Source organism: Pseudomonas sp. TSO6 (genome assembly GCF_056098905.1).
Genome location: NZ_JBLZWV010000042.1, coordinates 18048 through 34987, shown reverse-complemented (window position 1 = coordinate 34987; position 16940 = coordinate 18048). Strand labels below are relative to the sequence as shown.

At 63.4% G+C, this 16940-nt stretch carries 12 protein-coding genes; 7 read left to right on the top strand and 5 right to left on the bottom strand.

Annotation, left to right across the window (positions count from 1 at the left end; genetic code table 11):
* Positions 1 to 38: 38 nt before the first annotated feature.
* The 3 genes from ACN6NG_RS18810 to ACN6NG_RS18800 all read left to right on the top strand — a co-directional run bounded on the left by ACN6NG_RS18810 (position 39) and on the right by ACN6NG_RS18800 (position 3500).
* Positions 39 to 749: a YebC/PmpR family DNA-binding transcriptional regulator gene (locus tag ACN6NG_RS18810; protein ID WP_016500402.1), complete on the top strand. Its 711-nt coding sequence runs from the start codon at positions 39 to 41 to the stop codon at positions 747 to 749.
* 192 nt (positions 750 to 941) lie between these two features.
* Positions 942 to 1886 carry a LysR family transcriptional regulator gene (locus tag ACN6NG_RS18805; protein WP_197898686.1) on the top strand — a complete coding sequence of 315 codons (945 nt, stop codon included), beginning with the start codon at positions 942 to 944 and terminating at the stop codon, positions 1884 to 1886.
* A 201-nt stretch (positions 1887 to 2087) separates the two neighbouring features.
* On the top strand, positions 2088 to 3500 hold the full coding sequence (locus ACN6NG_RS18800) for a DOPA decarboxylase (protein ID WP_063422856.1): 1413 nt from the start codon (positions 2088 to 2090) through the stop codon (positions 3498 to 3500).
* A 140-nt stretch (positions 3501 to 3640) separates the two neighbouring features.
* On the opposite strand, the gene ACN6NG_RS18795 is transcribed toward ACN6NG_RS18800, so the two are convergent.
* A complete protein-coding gene (locus ACN6NG_RS18795) occupies positions 3641 to 5014 on the bottom strand; it encodes an MFS transporter (protein WP_063422857.1) in 1374 nt (457 codons plus the stop codon).
* Positions 5015 to 5302: 288 nt separating this feature from the next.
* Here ACN6NG_RS18795 and quiC point away from each other — a divergent pair, with 288 nt between their 5' ends.
* Positions 5303 to 7210 carry a 3-dehydroshikimate dehydratase QuiC gene (gene quiC, locus ACN6NG_RS18790; RefSeq protein WP_063422858.1) on the top strand — a complete coding sequence of 636 codons (1908 nt, stop codon included), beginning with the start codon at positions 5303 to 5305 and terminating at the stop codon, positions 7208 to 7210.
* A 125-nt stretch (positions 7211 to 7335) separates the two neighbouring features.
* On the opposite strand, the gene ACN6NG_RS18785 is transcribed toward quiC, so the two are convergent.
* On the bottom strand, positions 7336 to 8010 hold the full coding sequence (locus ACN6NG_RS18785; protein ID WP_474315485.1) for a class I SAM-dependent methyltransferase: 675 nt from the start codon (positions 8008 to 8010) through the stop codon (positions 7336 to 7338).
* 89 nt (positions 8011 to 8099) lie between these two features.
* On the opposite strand from ACN6NG_RS18785, the gene ACN6NG_RS18780 reads away from it, so the two are divergent.
* The 3 genes from ACN6NG_RS18780 to ACN6NG_RS18770 all read left to right on the top strand — a co-directional run bounded on the left by ACN6NG_RS18780 (position 8100) and on the right by ACN6NG_RS18770 (position 12131).
* Positions 8100 to 8612, top strand: coding sequence for a sigma-70 family RNA polymerase sigma factor (locus tag ACN6NG_RS18780; protein ID WP_028613511.1), 513 nt, complete (start codon positions 8100 to 8102; stop codon positions 8610 to 8612).
* The gene (locus ACN6NG_RS18775) at positions 8613 to 9596 is read left to right on the top strand and encodes a FecR domain-containing protein (protein WP_474315482.1); all 984 of its coding nucleotides are present in this window, start codon (positions 8613 to 8615) and stop codon (positions 9594 to 9596) included. It abuts the gene before it with no gap.
* Positions 9597 to 9701: 105 nt separating this feature from the next.
* Positions 9702 to 12131, top strand: coding sequence for a TonB-dependent siderophore receptor (locus tag ACN6NG_RS18770; RefSeq protein WP_474315479.1), 2430 nt, complete (start codon positions 9702 to 9704; stop codon positions 12129 to 12131).
* A gap of 181 nt (positions 12132 to 12312) precedes the next feature.
* On the opposite strand, the gene ACN6NG_RS18765 is transcribed toward ACN6NG_RS18770, so the two are convergent.
* Genes ACN6NG_RS18765 through ACN6NG_RS18755 form a run of 3 tightly spaced genes read right to left on the bottom strand, consistent with a single transcriptional unit; the run spans position 12313 to position 16726 of the window.
* Positions 12313 to 13641, bottom strand: a complete 1329-nt coding sequence (locus tag ACN6NG_RS18765) for a TolC family outer membrane protein (protein ID WP_474315476.1) — start codon at positions 13639 to 13641, stop codon at positions 12313 to 12315.
* Position 13642: 1 nt separating this feature from the next.
* On the bottom strand, positions 13643 to 14983 hold the full coding sequence (locus ACN6NG_RS18760; RefSeq protein ID WP_063422862.1) for an HlyD family type I secretion periplasmic adaptor subunit: 1341 nt from the start codon (positions 14981 to 14983) through the stop codon (positions 13643 to 13645).
* A gap of 6 nt (positions 14984 to 14989) precedes the next feature.
* Entirely contained in the window at positions 14990 to 16726 is a 1737-nt protein-coding gene (locus ACN6NG_RS18755) for a type I secretion system permease/ATPase (protein WP_474315473.1), read from the bottom strand.
* Positions 16727 to 16940 lie beyond the last annotated feature (214 nt).

The following is a 16940-nucleotide window of genomic DNA, read 5'->3' as shown; positions in this document are numbered from 1 at the left end:
TCGCTTCCTGAACCGGCCGCTGAAACAAGAGAGTCGACATGGGCGCACAGTGGAAAGCCAAACATAGAGAAACAGCGGCCAATGCCAAAGGCAAGGTCATGGGCAAGCTGTCCAAGGAAATCCAGATCGCTGCCAAATCGGGCGCTGATCCCGACATGAACCCGCGCCTGCGCCTGGCGATCGTGCAGGCCAAGAAGGCTTCGATGACCCGTGAAACGCTGGAACGGGCGATTCGCAAGGGCGCTGGTCTGGACGGTGATACCGTGCAGTACTCGGCAGTCAGCTACGAAGGTTTCGCGCCGCATCAGGTACCGTTGATCGTCGAGTGCCTGACCGACAACGTCAACCGCACCGTCGCGCAAATCCGCGTGCTGTTCCGCAAGGGCCAGCTGGGCGCCAGCGGCTCGGTGGCCTGGGACTTCAACCACGTCGGCCTGATCGAAGCTACCCCGGAAGGTGACGCCGACCCGGAAATGGCCGCCATCGAAGCCGGCGCCCAGGACTTTGAAGAAGGTGAAGAAGAGGGCTCGACCCTGTTCATCACCGACACCACTGACCTGGATGCCGTGCAAAAGGCGTTGCCGGAGCATGGCTTTACCGTGACCTCGGCGAAGATCGGCTACACCCCGAAGAACCCGGTGAGCGCAGCCAGCCTGAGTGCTGAAGCACTGGCTGAGGTTGAAGCGTTCCTCGAAGCGATCGACGAGAACGATGACGTGCAGAACGTCTACGTCGGTCTGACCGCCTGACCGCCTGACCGCCTGACCGCCTGACCGCCTGACCGCCTGACCGCCTGACCTGCTGATCCGGGGCCGCTTTGCGGCCCAATGGCCGGCAAGCCAGCTCCCACAGGGTCCCCGCAACCTTCAAGGCTTGTGCTGTACCTGTGGGAGCTGGCTTGCCGGCGATTGGGCCGGTCGATTCACTGGAAGGGAGCCTGCATGAACCCCACCTTCGCCTCCCTCAGCCTCGCGCACCTGCGCACCCTCGACCATTTGCTGCAGCTGAAAAACCTCAGCCACGCCGCCGAGCGCCTGGGCGTCAGTCAGTCGGCCCTCAGCCGCCAGCTGGCCCACCTGCGCGAAGCCTTCGACGACCCGTTGCTGGTTCGCCAGGGCCGCGGCTACGTACTCAGCGAATACGCCGAAGCGCTGGTCGAACCGCTGCGCCAGGTTCTCGAAGAACTGCACGCCCTGCGCCAACCCGCGGTGTTCGACCCGGCGCGCTGCGAGCGGCGATTCTGCCTGGCCGCCTCGGACTACGTGGCCGAGCATATGCTGCCGCTGCTGGTGGCCGCGCTGGAACAAGAAGCCCCGGGCGTATCGCTGGAATACCGTACCTGGCAGGCCGGCCAGTATGCGTTGTTGGCCAGCGGTGAAATCGACCTGGCAACCACCTTGTTCGACGAGTCGCCCCCCAACCTGCACGGGCGCTTGCTGGGCGAGGACCGTGCGGTGTGCCTGATGCGCCACGACCACCCGCTGGCCGCCCACTCCGCGCTCAGCCAGGCCGATTACCTGGCGCACAAGCATGTGCGCATTTCCGGTGGTGGCGACAAGGACAGTTTCATCGACCGCCACCTGCGCGCTCAGGGCCTGCAGCGGCGGGTCAGCCTGGAAGTGCCGTTTTTTTCCGCCACCGTCAAGGTCATTGCCAACAGCCAGGCCGTGGCCACCGTACCCGAGCACATCGCCCGGCAATTGTGCCGCTTGCATGACCTGGCCTGGCGGCCGTTGGGCTTTATCGACCACAGCCAGCGCTACTGGGTGGTGTGGCACCAGCGGCTGCAGGCTTCAGCGGAGCACCGCTGGCTGCGCAACCGGGTGTTCGAGCTGTGGCGTCAGTCGCAGTTCGGCGTGCAGGGTGGGCATGCGGGTTTGCCATAGCAGGTATGCGCAAGGCGGGGTTATTCGGTTTGCCATAGGTGCCTAGACTGGGGGCATTGTGTTGCCTGTCCAGGCCCTATCGCCGGCAAGCCAGCTCCCACAGGTACTCCATAGGCTTCAAACCCTGTGGCTTACTTGTGGGAGCTGGCTTGCCGGCGATAGGGCCAGTACAGGCAGTGGATAAACCACAGGAGCCCCCACGTGACCCCCGAACAATTTCGCCAGTACGGCCACCAACTGATCGACCTGATCGCCGACTACCGCCAGACCGTCGGCGAGCGCCCGGTCATGGCCCAGGTCGAGCCCGGCTACCTAAAGGCCGCCTTGCCAGGCACCGCTCCCCAGCAAGGTGAACCCTTCGAAGCCATCCTGGACGACGTCAACCAACTGGTCATGCCCGGCCTGTCCCATTGGCAGCATCCGGACTTCTACGGCTACTTCCCCTCCAACGGTACGCTGTCCTCGGTACTTGGCGACTTCCTCAGCACCGGCCTGGGCGTGCTGGGCCTGTCGTGGCAGTCCAGCCCGGCGCTGAGCGAGCTGGAAGAAACCACCCTCGACTGGCTGCGCCAGTTGCTCGGCCTGTCGGGCCAGTGGAGCGGGGTGATCCAGGACACGGCGTCCACCAGCACCCTGGTGGCGCTGATCAGCGCCCGTGAGCGCGCCAGCGACTACGCACTGGTGCGCGGTGGCTTGCAAGCCCAGGCCAAACCCCTGATCGTCTACGTCAGCGCCCACGCCCACAGCTCGGTGGACAAGGCTGCGTTGCTGGCCGGTTTTGGTCGCGACAACATCCGCCTGATCCCCACCGACGAACACTACGCCCTGCGCCCGCAGGCGCTGCAGGCAGCCATCGAGCAGGACCTGGCAGCGGGCAACCAGCCATGCGCCGTGGTGGCCACCACTGGCACCACGACCACCACTGCGCTGGACCCGCTGCGCCCGATCGGCGAGATCGCCCAGGCCCATGGCCTGTGGCTGCATGTGGATTCGGCCATGGCCGGTTCGGCGATGATCCTGCCCGAATGCCGCTGGATGTGGGATGGCATCGAGCTGGCCGATTCGGTAGTGGTCAATGCGCACAAGTGGCTGGGTGTGGCCTTCGACTGCTCGATCTACTACGTGCGAGATCCGCAGCACCTGATCCGGGTAATGAGCACCAACCCCAGCTACCTGCAATCGGCGGTGGATAGCGAGGTGAAAAACCTGCGTGACTGGGGTATCCCGCTGGGCCGTCGGTTCCGCGCGTTGAAGCTGTGGTTCATGTTGCGCAGCGAGGGTGTAGAAGCGTTGCAGGCGCGGCTGCGGCGTGACCTGGACAATGCCCGGTGGCTGGCGGAGCAGGTAGGGGCGGCTGCGCAGTGGGAAGTGCTGGCACCGGTGCAATTGCAGACCTTGTGCATTCGCCATCGGCCGGCGGGGCTGGAAGGGGAGGCGCTGGATGCGCATACCAAGGGGTGGGCCGAGCGGCTGAATGCATCCGGGGATGCGTATGTGACGCCAGCGACGCTGGACGGGCGATGGATGGTGCGGGTGTCGGTGGGTGCGCTGCCGACTGAGCGGGAGCATGTCGAGAAGCTTTGGCAGAGGTTGCAGGAAGTGGTTGCAGGCTGAGACTGCCGGGGCCGCGTTGCGGCCCGTTCGCGGCACAGGGCCGCTCCTACAGGGCAACGCGCAAGCCTGGGCTCATGCGATCCACCTGTAGGAGCGGCCTTGTGCCGCGAATGGGCTGCAAAGCAGCCCCCTGCAATCTATCAGTGGCTCACTGCCTGAAAGCTACCTTTTCGGCTAGCTTCATACGCTGCCTTTTCCATCGGCTTGGCGTTCGGGTTACCCAGGTCTTCCATCGCCAGGCGGTGGGTTTCCGGGGCGATGTAGGCCGCCAGGGCGCACACGCAAGTGATGAAGAACGCCAGGCTACCTACCACCAGCGGGATGTTGTCCGAGCCAGGCGGTGCAACCAGGGCGAACAGCGCTGGCAGCATGGCAGTCAGCATGGTGCCGATGTTCTGCGCGATGGCCATGGCCGAAACGCGGTAGCGGGTGTGGAACAGCTCTGGGTAGAAGCTTGGGAACACCGCGTTGTAACCCTGGTAGACCATGCCCCACATCACGATCGAGGCGGCGAACGCCATTGGCACGTTCTGGATGCTGATTGCATACAGGTAGACGAAGGCCAGCAGGCCAGAGCCCAGGCAACCGGCGATCATGGTCGGTCGACGGCCAATCTTGTCCGACAGGTTGCCGATAAACGGGATCACCAGCACAGCGACGATGTTGCCGACCACCGGGATCCACAGGTACACGCTCTTGTCGAAGCCGATGCCATAGGCCGGCTGCACCGCGTAGGCCGCACCGAAGATGGTGGCCACCACCGGGATCACGTTCATCAGGGCCATGAACATCACCAGCACCATGTGCTTCCAGCTGTGACGGAAAGCTTCGCTGATGGGCGACTTGGCAACCTTGTCCTGCTTCTCTTCCTTCACGAATGCCGGGGTTTCATGCACTTCCTTGCGGATGATGAAGCCTGCGATCAGCACGATGGCGCTCATCAGGAACGGAATGCGCCAGCCCCACTCGGTGAAGGCTTCGCTAGGCATGAAGTAGGCCAGTGGCAGGAACACTGCCGCTGCCAGCACCTGGCCGGCCTGCACGCCTTGCAGGGTGAAACTGGCGTAGTAGCCTCTTCGACCGAACGGCGCGTGCTCCATGATCATGGAACTGGCCCCGGAGATTTCCCCGGCCACGGCAAAGCCCTGGATCAGGCGCAGCACCACCAGCAAGGCTGGCGCGAGGTAGCCGATGTCGTGGTAGGTGGGCAGCAGGCCTACCGCCATGGTCGACAGGCCCATCAGGAACATGCACAGCAGCAGTACGTTCTTGCGACCGCGGGTGTCACCCCAGTGGCCCAGCACGAAAGCACCGACCGGACGCGCCAGGTAGCCCACGCCGTAGGTGGCCAACGAGGCGATGATGGCCATTTTCGGGTCGGTATTGGGGAAGAAGATCTGCGGGAAGATCAGTGCAGCGGCCTGGGCGTAGATGAAGAAGTCGTAGTACTCGAGTGCCGAGCCTATCCATCCACTGGCGGTCGCTTTTTTGGCTTGCGAGCTGGAGTGAGCCATCGTTGTCTCCGTTGTTATTGTTGTTTGCGCAGGTTCCGCCGTTGGTTTGCCAAGGCAGGAGGCAGTGGTCGGTGTGCCTGCGTCTGTGGTTCATGTTGACCACGGGCCAGCGGTCTAGCAATTCGTTAAAACGGGTTTTGTGCGATAATCGAACGCAAAACTAACCATTCCGTACAAAGAGATTGAAGCGACGACTTTACCTGCGAATAATCGATCGTGCCATAAACTGTGACAGTGGTTTTTTACCTGACTGGCACCGTAATTTTCCAACAACAAGGAACTCCCGCCATGCAGCGTTCGATCGCTACCGTGTCCTTGAGCGGCACCCTGCCGGAAAAGCTCGAAGCCATCGCCGCCGCCGGTTTTGACGGCGTCGAGATCTTCGAAAACGACTTGCTCTATTACGCCGGCAGCCCGCGCCAGGTGCGCCAGATGTGCGCCGACCTTGGCATCGCCATCACCCTGTTCCAGCCGTTCCGCGATTTTGAAGGCTGCCGCCGCGACCGCCTGCAGAAAAACCTCGACCGCGCCGAGCGCAAGTTCGACCTGATGCAAGAGCTGGGTACCGACCTGGTGCTGGTATGCAGCAACGTTCAGGCCGATGCTCTGGGTGACGAACAGCTGCTGGTCGACGACCTGCGCCTGTTGGGCGAGCATGCCGGCAAACGTGGCCTGCGCATTGGCTATGAAGCCTTGGCCTGGGGCCGTCACGTCAACACCTACCAGCAAGTCTGGAACCTGGTGCGCCAGGCCGACCACCCGGCCCTCGGGGTGATCCTCGACAGCTTCCACACCTTGTCGCTGAAGGGCGACCCGAGCGGGATCCGCGACATCCCCGGCGACAAGATCTTCTTCGTGCAGATGGCTGACGCGCCGATCCTGGCCATGGATGTGCTGGAGTGGAGCCGCCACTTCCGCTGCTTCCCGGGGCAGGGCGAAATGGACATGGCGGGTTTCCTGGCGCCGATTCTTGCCACTGGCTACCGTGGCCCGCTGTCGCTGGAAATCTTCAACGACGGCTTCCGCGCCGCGCCCACCCGGCAGAATGCCGCCGACGGCCTGCGTTCGCTGCTGTACCTTGAAGAACAGACCCGCTTGCGCCTGGAGCAGGAAAACACGCCGATCGAACCTGGCGTGCTGTTCACCCCGCCAGCGGCCAGCGCCTATGACGGCGTGGAGTTCCTTGAATTTGCGGTCGACGAAGCCGTCGGCGCGCGCCTGGGCAGCTGGCTGAAGCGCCTGGGCTTTGCCGAAGCTGGCAAACACCGCAGCAAGGACGTACAACTGCTGCGCCAGGGCGATATCAACATTGTCCTGAACGCCGAACCGTACTCCTTCGGCCACAACTTCTTCGAGGCCCACGGCCCGTCGCTGTGCGCCACTGCGTTGCGGGTCAAAGACCCGCAAGCCGCCCTGAAGCGTGCCACCGCCTTCCGTGGCCAGCCGTTCCGCGGCCTGGTCGGCCCCAACGAGTGCGAAGTACCGGCGGTACGCGCACCGGACGGCAGCTTGCTGTACCTGGTGGAGCAGGGCACCGCTGGCCACACGCTGTACGACACCGATTTCAGCCTGGACAAGAGCGCCACTGCCACTGGCGGCCTGCGTCGCATCGACCACATGGCCCTGGCCCTGCCAGCCGAGTCGCTGGACAGCTGGGTGCTGTTCTACAAGAGCCTGTTCGACTTCGCTGCCGACGACGAAGTGGTGCTGCCCGACCCGTATGGCCTGGTCAAGAGCCGCGCCCTGCGCAGCCAATGCGGCACCTTGCGCCTGCCGCTGAACATCTCGGAAAACCGCAACACCGCCATTGCCCATGCACTCTCCAGCTACCGCGGTTCGGGGGTGCATCACATTGCCTTCGATTGTGACGACATCTTCCGTGAAGTGGCGCGTGCCAAGCTGGCTGGAGTACCGCTGCTGGAAATCCCGCTGAACTATTACGACGACCTGGCGGCGCGCTTCGATTTCGACGACGAGTTCCTCAGCGAACTGGCGTACTACAACGTGCTGTACGACCGCGACGCCCAAGGCGGCGAGCTGTTCCACGTGTACACCGAACCGTTTGAAGAGCGCTTCTTCTTCGAAATCATCCAGCGCAAGGGCGGCTATACCGGTTACGGCGCGGCCAACGTCGCGGTGCGCCTGGCAGCCATGGCCAAGGCCCGCAGCGGCGCGGCACGCAAACCGGTCCTCTGACCCCGACGCGGTCGGTGTAGGAGCGGCCTTGCGCCGCGAATGGGCTGCGAAGCGGCCCCAGTTTCTGTGTCGCGGCATCCATTTCTGGGGCCGCTTCGCAGCCCATTCGCGGCGCAAGGCCGCTCCTACACCAACCGTGTCTCGGCCACCATCAACAATGACTGCGGCACCGCACTTTGCGGGTGCTGTGGTTCCTGCAAACTGACCAGGCGCAACCCGGCCATGTCCAGTGCATTCAGCCAGCTGGCCAACGTACGGAAGTACCACGGCATCGGTTGCCAGTCCCCGGCAAACCCGGCAAAAGACTCCTCTCGCCAGCCATCCTGATAGTCCCCGCCCGCCACGCTCCATGGGTGCAGGGTCTGGATCACCAGCGCCCCACCTGGCACCAGCAATTCATTCATCGCCGCCAACAGTGGAATGATGTCCTGGTGCAACAGCGCAAAGTTGGCACAGACCAGGTCATAGCCTGTGCCTACACAGGCCTGCGCATCGGCCAACTGCGCATAGCTGGCCAGGTGCACCTCGGCAGAGCCCGCCGCGCGCGCGGCCTCTACCAGCGTCCGGTCACCATCCACGCCCACGGCTTCGATACCGCGGTCATCCAGCGCACGCAGCAACCAACCCTCACCACAGCCCAGGTCCAGTACCCGTCCGGGCTGGCGGCCAAGGATGGTTAGCAAAATGGCTTGGTCGGTGACCTGCCGACGGCTCTCGATGGCGCCGCTGCGCACGGCGTCGATCCAGGCTTGGGCGTTATGCTGCCAACTGTCGAGCAAGGTGCATTCAGGATCAGGCATGGTGGTGTCCAGGTGGTTGAACTTGCGTTGTGTTGAAACGCTACCTTAATATTGAAAACAATTCTCACTTGCGTGAACAGAATCGCCCCATGAGCGACGTGCTACCCGGCTCCGATAATCACCTGCGCAATGTAGAGGCGCTCTACAACGGCCACCAGGGCTGGCTGCATGCCAGGCTGCGCAGGCGCCTGGGCAATGCGGTCGATGCGGCCGACCTGGTGCAGGATACCTTCGCGCGCATCCTGGCCTCGAAAACCGTGGTGTTTGACGAGCCTCGCGCCTATTTGAGCTGTGTCGCCGGGGGCATCCTTGCCAACTGGTGCCAGCGTAAATCGCTGGAGCGTGCCTACCTCAAGGCGCTTGAGCACTTGCCAGCACCTGAGGTGCCTTCGCCCGAGGCCCGCTTGCTGATCCTGGAAACCCTGCACGAAATAGATGCCATGCTCGACACGCTGCCAGCTTTGGTCAGGCGCGCGTTCCTGTTGTCCCAGCTGGGCGGCATGAAGTACGAAGCCATTGCCGAGCAGCTAGGTGTGTCGCTCATCACCATCAAGCGTTACATGAAACAGGCGTTTCTCCAGTGCTTGAGGCTGGTCGACTAGATGGCTGATGTCCAGCGTGGCGGCCCAACGGCTACCGAGGCACTTGAAGAAGCGGCCGAGTGGTTGATGGCCATGAGTGCAGGCGCAGTGACCGATGCGCAAAGGGCCGACTGGTTGGCCTGGCGCAGTAGCAGCCCCGAGCGTGCGCAGGCCTGGCAACGTGCCGAACGGCTGATGGGCAAGCTGGACGGTTTGCCGCCGGCGCTGTCGATGTCGGCGTTCGACCGCCCGGCCGACCCGGACCGACGGGCGATGATCAGCCGGTTGGCATTGCTGCTGGCCGTGCTTCCGGCAGGTTGGGCAGGCTGGAAGCTCACCGAGCGACAAGGATGGGCCGCGGACTATCGCTCGACTGTAGGCGAGTGCCGCCAGCTCACATTGGCCGATGGTACGCAGATCTTCCTCAATACCGACTCTGCAATCGACATACGTTTCGATGCCGATGAGCGCTTCATTCAACTGCGCCGGGGCGAAATTCTGGTGCAGACAGCGCCTGATATCGTAGTGCCTGCGCGCCCCCTGCGGGTGGCAACACGGGAGGGGCGCATGCAAGCCCTGGGCACGCGCTTCAGCGTGCGAGAGCTGGACGGGCGCACTTACCTGGCGGTTATCGAAGGGGCCATTCGCATCGAGCCCGCCCGCGCGGCGGCCAAGGCCGGCACCGTTGTACAGGCCGGCGAGCGTGTCGATTTCACTGCACACACGGTCGGCTGGCCGATGCCGGTTGACGCCACCGCGACGGCCTGGACCCAGGGGATGCTGCTGGCAGACGGCATGCGGTTGGATGACTTTGTGACCCAGCTGGCGCGCTACCAGCGCGGCGTCATTCGCTGCGACCCGCGCATTGCCGGCCTGCGTATTTCCGGGGCGTTTCCGGTCAGCGACACTCAGCGCAGCCTGAGCATGCTGGAGTCGACCTACGCATTGCGGGTATCCGCGCACATCAATGGCTACTGGACTCTGCTTTATCCCGCAGCGCCGTGAAATGCCCGGCGCGGAAAAAAACTGCTTTGTGGCTGATACTTTTTTCAGTCTCGGCTGGCAACTGGAATGAACACTTCCATTCCCAGCCAGAAGGACCCGCCTGTCATGCCTGTTGCAAGTTGCCCATCGCCTAAGCGTGCGTTAGCTGTTGCGGTACGCAGCACACTCTTCGGTGCAGTTCTGGTATCAGGGGCCGGCTACCTTTTGCCCGCCGTCGCGCAACCCCTGGATAGCGTGAGCATCCGCACTTACGAAATTGCCCCGGGCAGTCTGGGGCGGGTGTTGTCCAGTTTCGCGCTGGCCTCGGGCGTTGCGCTGTCGTTTGAACCGGCACTCACCGATGGCCTGCAGAGTCCTGGGCTGAGCGGTGCTTATTCGGCGCGTGAGGGTATCGCCCAGTTGCTTGCCGGCAGTGGCCTGGAGCTGGTGGAACTGAGCAACGGCAGTTACCAACTGATCCGTCAGCCAAGCAGTGATGAAGGCCTCACGCTGGCCGCCACGACCATTGACGCCAACAGCATGCGCCACGAAACACTGCCAGAGGCCTACGCAGGCGGACAGGTTGCACGCGGCGGGCGGCTAGGCATGCTTGGCAACAAAGACGTGATGGATACGCCCTTCAACGTCACCAGCTACACCGCAAAAACACTGGCTGACCTGCAGACGGTGACTGTGGCCGATGCCCTGGAGCGAGACCCCTCTGTGCGCTCCACCGGGCAGACGGGTGGCATCGTCGACTCGTTTTTCATTCGCGGCTTCCCGGTGGGTGAAGGCAACCTGGGCGAGCTGGCCTTCGATGGTGTGTATGGCGTTGCACCCAATTACCGCGTGTTCACCGAATATGCCGAACGGGTCGAAGTGCTCAAAGGGCCGGGGGCCCTGATGTACGGTATTTCCCCGAACAGTGGCGTTGGCGGCGTGATCAACATCGTCCCCAAGCGCGCGCTCGCCGAAGATTTGACCCGTGCCACCGCCAGCTACAGCTCTGACACCCAGGTGGGCGGCCACCTCGACATCAGCCGCCGTTTCGGGGCCCAGCGGCAATGGGGTGTGCGTTTCAACGGCAGCCTTGCCCTGGGCGACACGGCTATCGATGACCAGCAACGTGCGCTGGACATTGGCGCTATTGCCCTGGACTACCAAGGTGAGCGCTTGCGCCTGAACCTGGACTTCATCAGCCAGAAGGAGCGGTGGGATGCTGCCTCGCGCCCCTTCACCGTGGCCCCCGGTTTCGACGTCCCCTCTGCCGCCAGTGGCCGTACCAATCTGCCGCAGGACTGGGGTTGGTCGAGAACCACTGAACAGTCAGCGTTGCTGGGTGGTGAATATGACATCAGCGACGCGTTGACGGTGTTCGCCCATGCCGGTGGCGGCAGGGCAGATGTGGCGCGGATGTCCGACCAGGTTCCACGGATCCTCAACGCGGCGGGTGACACCAGCAATATCCCCGGTTACTACAAGTTCAACGTCGACCGTTCCACCGCCGACGTCGGGCTGCGTGGGTTGTTTGAAACCGGGCCGGTCAACCATACGATTACCGCCATGGCCACGCGTTATCAGGATGAGTTGTCCCGTGGCATCAACAACGGCACGGAAATTCGCTCGAACATCTACCACCCGGTAGATGTGCCCAAGCAATACATCGCTGCGCCAAAGGTGGACCGGGTGTCCGAGGCAGAGCTGTCTGGCGTCGCCCTGACCGACACCTTGTCGGTCCTTGATGATCGTGTGCAACTGACGCTGGGGGTGCGGCGGCAGGAAATCGAGTCACGCAACTACAGCACCACAGGTACGGTGACCTCGCGCTACAAAGACAGTGCAACCACCCCCGTGGCAGGCGTAGTGGTCAAGCCGTGGGAAAACATTTCGCTGTACTACAACTATGTCGAAGGCCTGAGCAAAGGTGATGTCGCACCGGCAACGGCGAGCAATGCCGGTGAAGCGTTCGCGCCTTACAAGACCAAGCAGCACGAGCTGGGAGTGAAGTACGAGCACAACACGTTCATGACCACCTTGTCGGTATTCCAGATAGAGAAACCCAGCGGTGAGCTGGGCGCTGGCAACCAGTTCTCGGTGCAGGCACAGCAACGTAACCGTGGCGTCGAGCTGAGCATGTTTGGTGAGGTTGCGCCGGGCACCCGATTGCTGGGTGGCATGACTGTGCTGGACAGCAAGCTGACCGATTCGGCCACGGCCGCCAACAAGGGCAACGAGGCAGTAGGTGTGCCAGATGTACAGGCCAACCTGTGGGCCGAGTGGGACATCCCCCGGGCAGAAGGCGTCACACTGACCGGAGGTGCCATCTATACCGGCAGCCAGTACATCAACCAGGCCAACACCCAGGAACTCGATGCCTGGACACGTTTCGATGTGGGGGCGCGCTACGCCACGCGCATCGACGGCCACCCTACAACGTTCCGGGCGACGGTGCAGAACGTGTTCGACCGCGAGTACTGGTCGGGCGTGGCTTCGTACGGCGCGATATCGCCGGGTTACCCCAGGGCGCTGCAGCTGTCGGCCACGGTTGACTTCTGATGCGGGTCCGGTGCAGGGGTATCGTTACCCGGTTGCCGTGTGCTTTCGCTTGACCCGGTACGGGGCTTGTAACCCGGCAGCGCCTCGCAGGCATCGCTGACATCTATCGTAGACCTGTGGTCCTGACACTGATGATCGCGCCCACCCCGGTACCCTGCAGGCGCATGCGTTCAGGTATTCATCAGTTGCTCACCATCAGTTCCGGGCCCAGGTAATCGTTGACCTGCTGGATATCGTCATCCCCCAGGCTACCCACTGACGAGGCCAGGCGCAGCCGCGACATCAGGTAGTTCAGTTTCGCCTCGAACAGGTCGTGGCGGGCGTCGTACAGTAGTTCCTCGGCATTGAGCACGTCCGAGTTGGTGCTGGTGCCGCCTTCCTTGAAGCCTTTGCGGGTCGAGATCAGCGAACGCTCGTTGGAGGCCACGGCCTTTTCCAGCGCTTGAATGCGCAAGGCGCCGCTCTGCACGCCGCGGTACTCGCGGGTGGTGCCGGAAATTACCTCCTGACGGGTAGCATCCAGCTCATCCAGGGCCTTGGAACTGTTGGCGCTGGCCTGGCGGGTCAGGGCGCTGGTGCTGCCGCCGCTGTACAGCGGAATGTTCAGCTCCAGGCCGATCGAGCTGTAGTGGTTGCGCTGGTTGAGCTCGGAAATCGACTGGCTGCTGCCGGCGTTATAGCCCGCCACGAAATCCAGGGTGGGGTAGTGCCCGGCGCGGGCACGTTTCACTTCTTCTTCGGCCAGCTCGTAGCTGTGCCGGCGCGCGTGAATCAGCGGGCTGTCGGCCTGGGCTTTGACCAGCCAGTCCTGCAGGTTGCCCGGCATCAGCGGTGGCGTACTGAAGCCCGGCTGCAAGGTGGTCAGCGCCTGCGGGGTTTCACCGATGTATTCCTCCAGCTTGCGGCGGGCGTTGACCAGGTTGTCCTGGGCTTCGATCAGGTCGGCCTCGGCCAGGTCGCGGCGGGCCACCGACTCATCGACGTCGGTGATGGTACCGGCGCCCAGCTCCTTGCGCCGTTTCGCCGAAGCCTGCTGCTCTTCGAAAGCGTTCAGCTTGGCCTTGGCCAAGGTGATGGTTTCACTGGCCAGCAGCACGTCGAAGTAGGCGTCGGCCAGGCGTACCGCAGCGTCCTGGCTCTTGGCGTCGAACACCGCCACGCTGTAGTCGGCCCGTTGCTGGCCCTGGCGGTACTCGGCCATCTTCTGCTTGTTGAACAGCGGTTGGCGCAGGCGCACATTGGCGCCCTTGGAGTCATAGTCCAGATCGTTGTCCAGGCCGTTCTGCCGCTGGCTGCCATTGACCCTGTTGAAGTAGGCCGAGGCGTTGATCTGCGGCAGCAGGCCGGCCTCGCCGATGGCGCGGTTTTCGCTGCCGGCTTCTTTTTCGTGCACCGCAGCGCGGTAGATCGGGCCTTGGTACTGCAACAGGTCCCAGGCTTGCTTCAGGTCCATGGCACTGGCCTGTACGGCCACGCCCAGCAGGCACAACATCAGGCACGGGCGTTTCATGTCATTGCTCCTTGAACGCGGCGTCGACGCGTTCGAGCATGGGTTTGAGCAGGTAGCTGAGCAGGTTGCGCTCGCCGGTCTTGATGGTGACGGTGGCGGGCATGCCGGGGCGGATGTGGTTGCTGCCCAGCAGGCCCATGCCGGCCGGTGTCACTTCCACCTGGGCCAGGTAGAACGGCTGTTTGCTTTCTTCGTCGAGCAGGCGGTCGGCGGAAATGGTCTTCACCCGCCCCGGAATGTTTGGCGTCTGCGCGTGGTTGAAGGCCGGGAAGGCGATGTCCACGGCCAGGCCCGGCACCATCTTGTCGATGGCCTGCACCGGGATCATCGCGTCCACCTGCAGCGGTTGGTCGAGCGGCACCACCTCCATGATCTTGGCGCCCGGCTGGATGATGCCGCCGACTGTGGCGATGCTCAGGCCCTGGACCATGCCGTCGATCGGCGAGCGGATCACCGTGTGGGTCACCTCGTAGTCCAGCGCACGCAATCGGTCGGCCAGGGTGGTGTTTTCCTTGGCGGTGTCGGTCAGTTGAGATTCCACTTCCTTCAGGTAGTCGTGCTGGCGCTGCAGCATGCGCAGCTTGATTTCGGTAGCCTGGCTGCGTGCCCGGGCAATGTTGTTGAGGTTTTCGGCCTGGCCGGCGGACAGGTCGGCATTGCTGCGCTCCAGTTCCAGCAAGCGGTTGCGCGGTACATAGCCCTCTGCGGCCAGCACCCGGGTGCCTTGCAGCTCCTGGCTGAGGAAGCCGATCTGCGAGGCGCGGGCGCCGTACACCTGCTGCAGGCCCTTGAGCTGCACTGCCGAGGCCGCGAGGTTTTCTTCAAGGATGCTCAATTCACCGGCAAGGCCGGCGCGGCGGGTGTCGAGCAGGCGCTGTTGCAGGTCCATGGCCGCCAGCAGCCGTGGGTCATTGTCGTAGTGCTTGAGCAGGGCAGGGTCGAAGGTGACCGTATCGCGGCCATCGCGTTCGGCTTCCAGGCGATTTTCCACGGTCTTGCTGACGATGTACTGGGCACTGAGTGCACCTTGCTCGGCCGCGGCGCGCAATGCGTCCAGGCGTACCACCTCCTGGCCTTTTTTAACCACATCGCCTTCGCGCACCAGGATCGCCTCGACCGTGCCGCCGCTCAGGTGCTGCACCGCCTTGCGGTTGCTGGTGACCTTGACCGTGCCGGTGGCAACCACACCCGCGTCCAGTGGCGCCAGGCAAGACCACAGCAGGAAACCACCAAAGCCGGCGATCACCATCCATACACCCCAGCGTGCCGGCCGGCCGGCGTCCAGGTCGATCAGGTCTTTGGCTTCGGCGGCAATCAGTTCGGAGTTTTGAGCCATTTGCATGATGGGTTACTCCCGTACTTTTACCGAAGCCAGCGGGGCCGTATTGGCCGCTGGAATCACGCTGGCCTTGCGCAGCGCCGCGAACACTTCGTCACGGCTGCCGAGCATGTGCACGGTGCCGTCGCGCAGCATCAGTATCTTGTCTACGGCGCACAGCACATTGGGCCGGTGGGAAATCAGGATCACCGTGGCACCGCGCGTTTTCAACTCGGCCAGCGCATCGACCAAAGCCTTCTCGCCGACGTCATCGAGGTTGGCGTTGGGCTCGTCCAGTATCACCAGGTTGGGCTCGCCGTACAGCGCACGGGCCAGGGCGATGCGTTGCTTCTGGCCGCCGGACAGCGGGGTGCCGTCGGCCGCCAGGCGGGTGTCATAGCCCTGCGGGAAGCGCAGGATCATGTCGTGCACGCCGCTGCTGCGGGCAGCGCGGATAACCGCATCACTGTCCACTTCGGCAAAGCGCGCGATGTTTTCGGCGATGGTGCCCTCGAACAGTTCCACGTCCTGCGGCAGGTAGCCCAGCCACGGGCCCAGTTCGGCCTTGTTCCAGGTGAAAATATCGGCCCCGTCCAGGCGCACCTTGCCCGCCTGGGCCGGCCACACACCCACCAGCAGGCGGGCGAGGGTGGACTTGCCGGAGGCCGAAGGGCCGATGATGCCCAGGCTTTCACCCGGGACCAGGCTGAAGCTCACCCCGCGCACGATGCTGATAGGGGTACCGGGTGCGCCGGCAATCACGTTTTCCACCGCCAGCATGCCCATCGGCCGTTGCAGCGACATGCTCGGTGGCCGTTGTGGGTAGTCCTGCAGCAGGTCGTTGAGCCGGCCCCAGGCCAGACGGCAGCCCAGCAGCTGTTTCCATGAGGCGATCACCTGTTCCACCGGCCCCAGGGCCCGGCCGGTCAGGATCGAGCAGGCGATCATCATGCCGGGGGTGATCTTGCCTTCGATTGCCAGCAGTGCGCCGGTCCCCAGAATCACCGACTGCAAGGTGATGCGCACGAAGCGCCCGGTGCTGCTGATCAGCGCCGCACGGTCGGAGGCCAGGGTCTGCATCTGCAGAATGCGCAAGTGGCCCTGGTACCAGCGCTTGCCGATTGACGGCAGCATGCCCATGGCCTCGATCACTTCGGCGTTGCGCAGGTTGTTGTTGGCGTAGCTGGCCGACGACATCGACGCCTGGTTGGCTTCGGCCAGTGGCTTTTGCGTGGCCTTTTCAGTGAGGTAGGCCAGGCCCACCAGGGTCAACGAGCCGATTGTCGTGACCAGCCCGAGCCAGGGGTGGATCAGGTAGCAGACCACCAGATAGATGGGTGTCCAGGGGGCATCGAAGAAGGCGAACAGGCCGTTGCCGGTCAGAAACTGCCGCACCTGCGCCAGGTCTTGCAGGGCCTGGGCCGGGTTGCCCCCGGCGCGGCTCAGGTTGCGCTCAAAGGCGGCGCTGAAGATGCGTCGGTTGAGCGCCATGTCCAGGCAGTTGCCGACCCGGATCAGCACGCGGGTACGGGTCATTTCCAGCGCCGACATCAGCAGGAACAACCCGACCACCAGCAGGGTGAGCATGCCCAGGGTGGTCACGTTACGGCTGACCAGGGCGCGGTCATACACCTGCAGCATATAAATAGCTGGCGTCAACATCATGACGTTTATCACGCCGCTGAAGGCGGCCAGGGCGTAGAAGCTGCGGCGCAGGCGAAACAACACGTCGGCCAGCTCGGAGCGGGTGCGTGGTGGCTTGGGCATCGGAGGCCTCCCTTTGTTACAAGTCGGGATGCCCTTGCGGCGCCCCGTACAACGGCAGTTGTGGCTTCTTGGTTGGCTCGCAGGCGGGTCGCTCTTATGGCGAGAAGTCCAAAAACGCTGCTTGCTCCCACATGCTGGAGCGTAGGTTGCAACGAAACATTCAGTAATATCATTTTGCTCTATTAAATCTTTGAACTTTTCATAAGTGCCTACA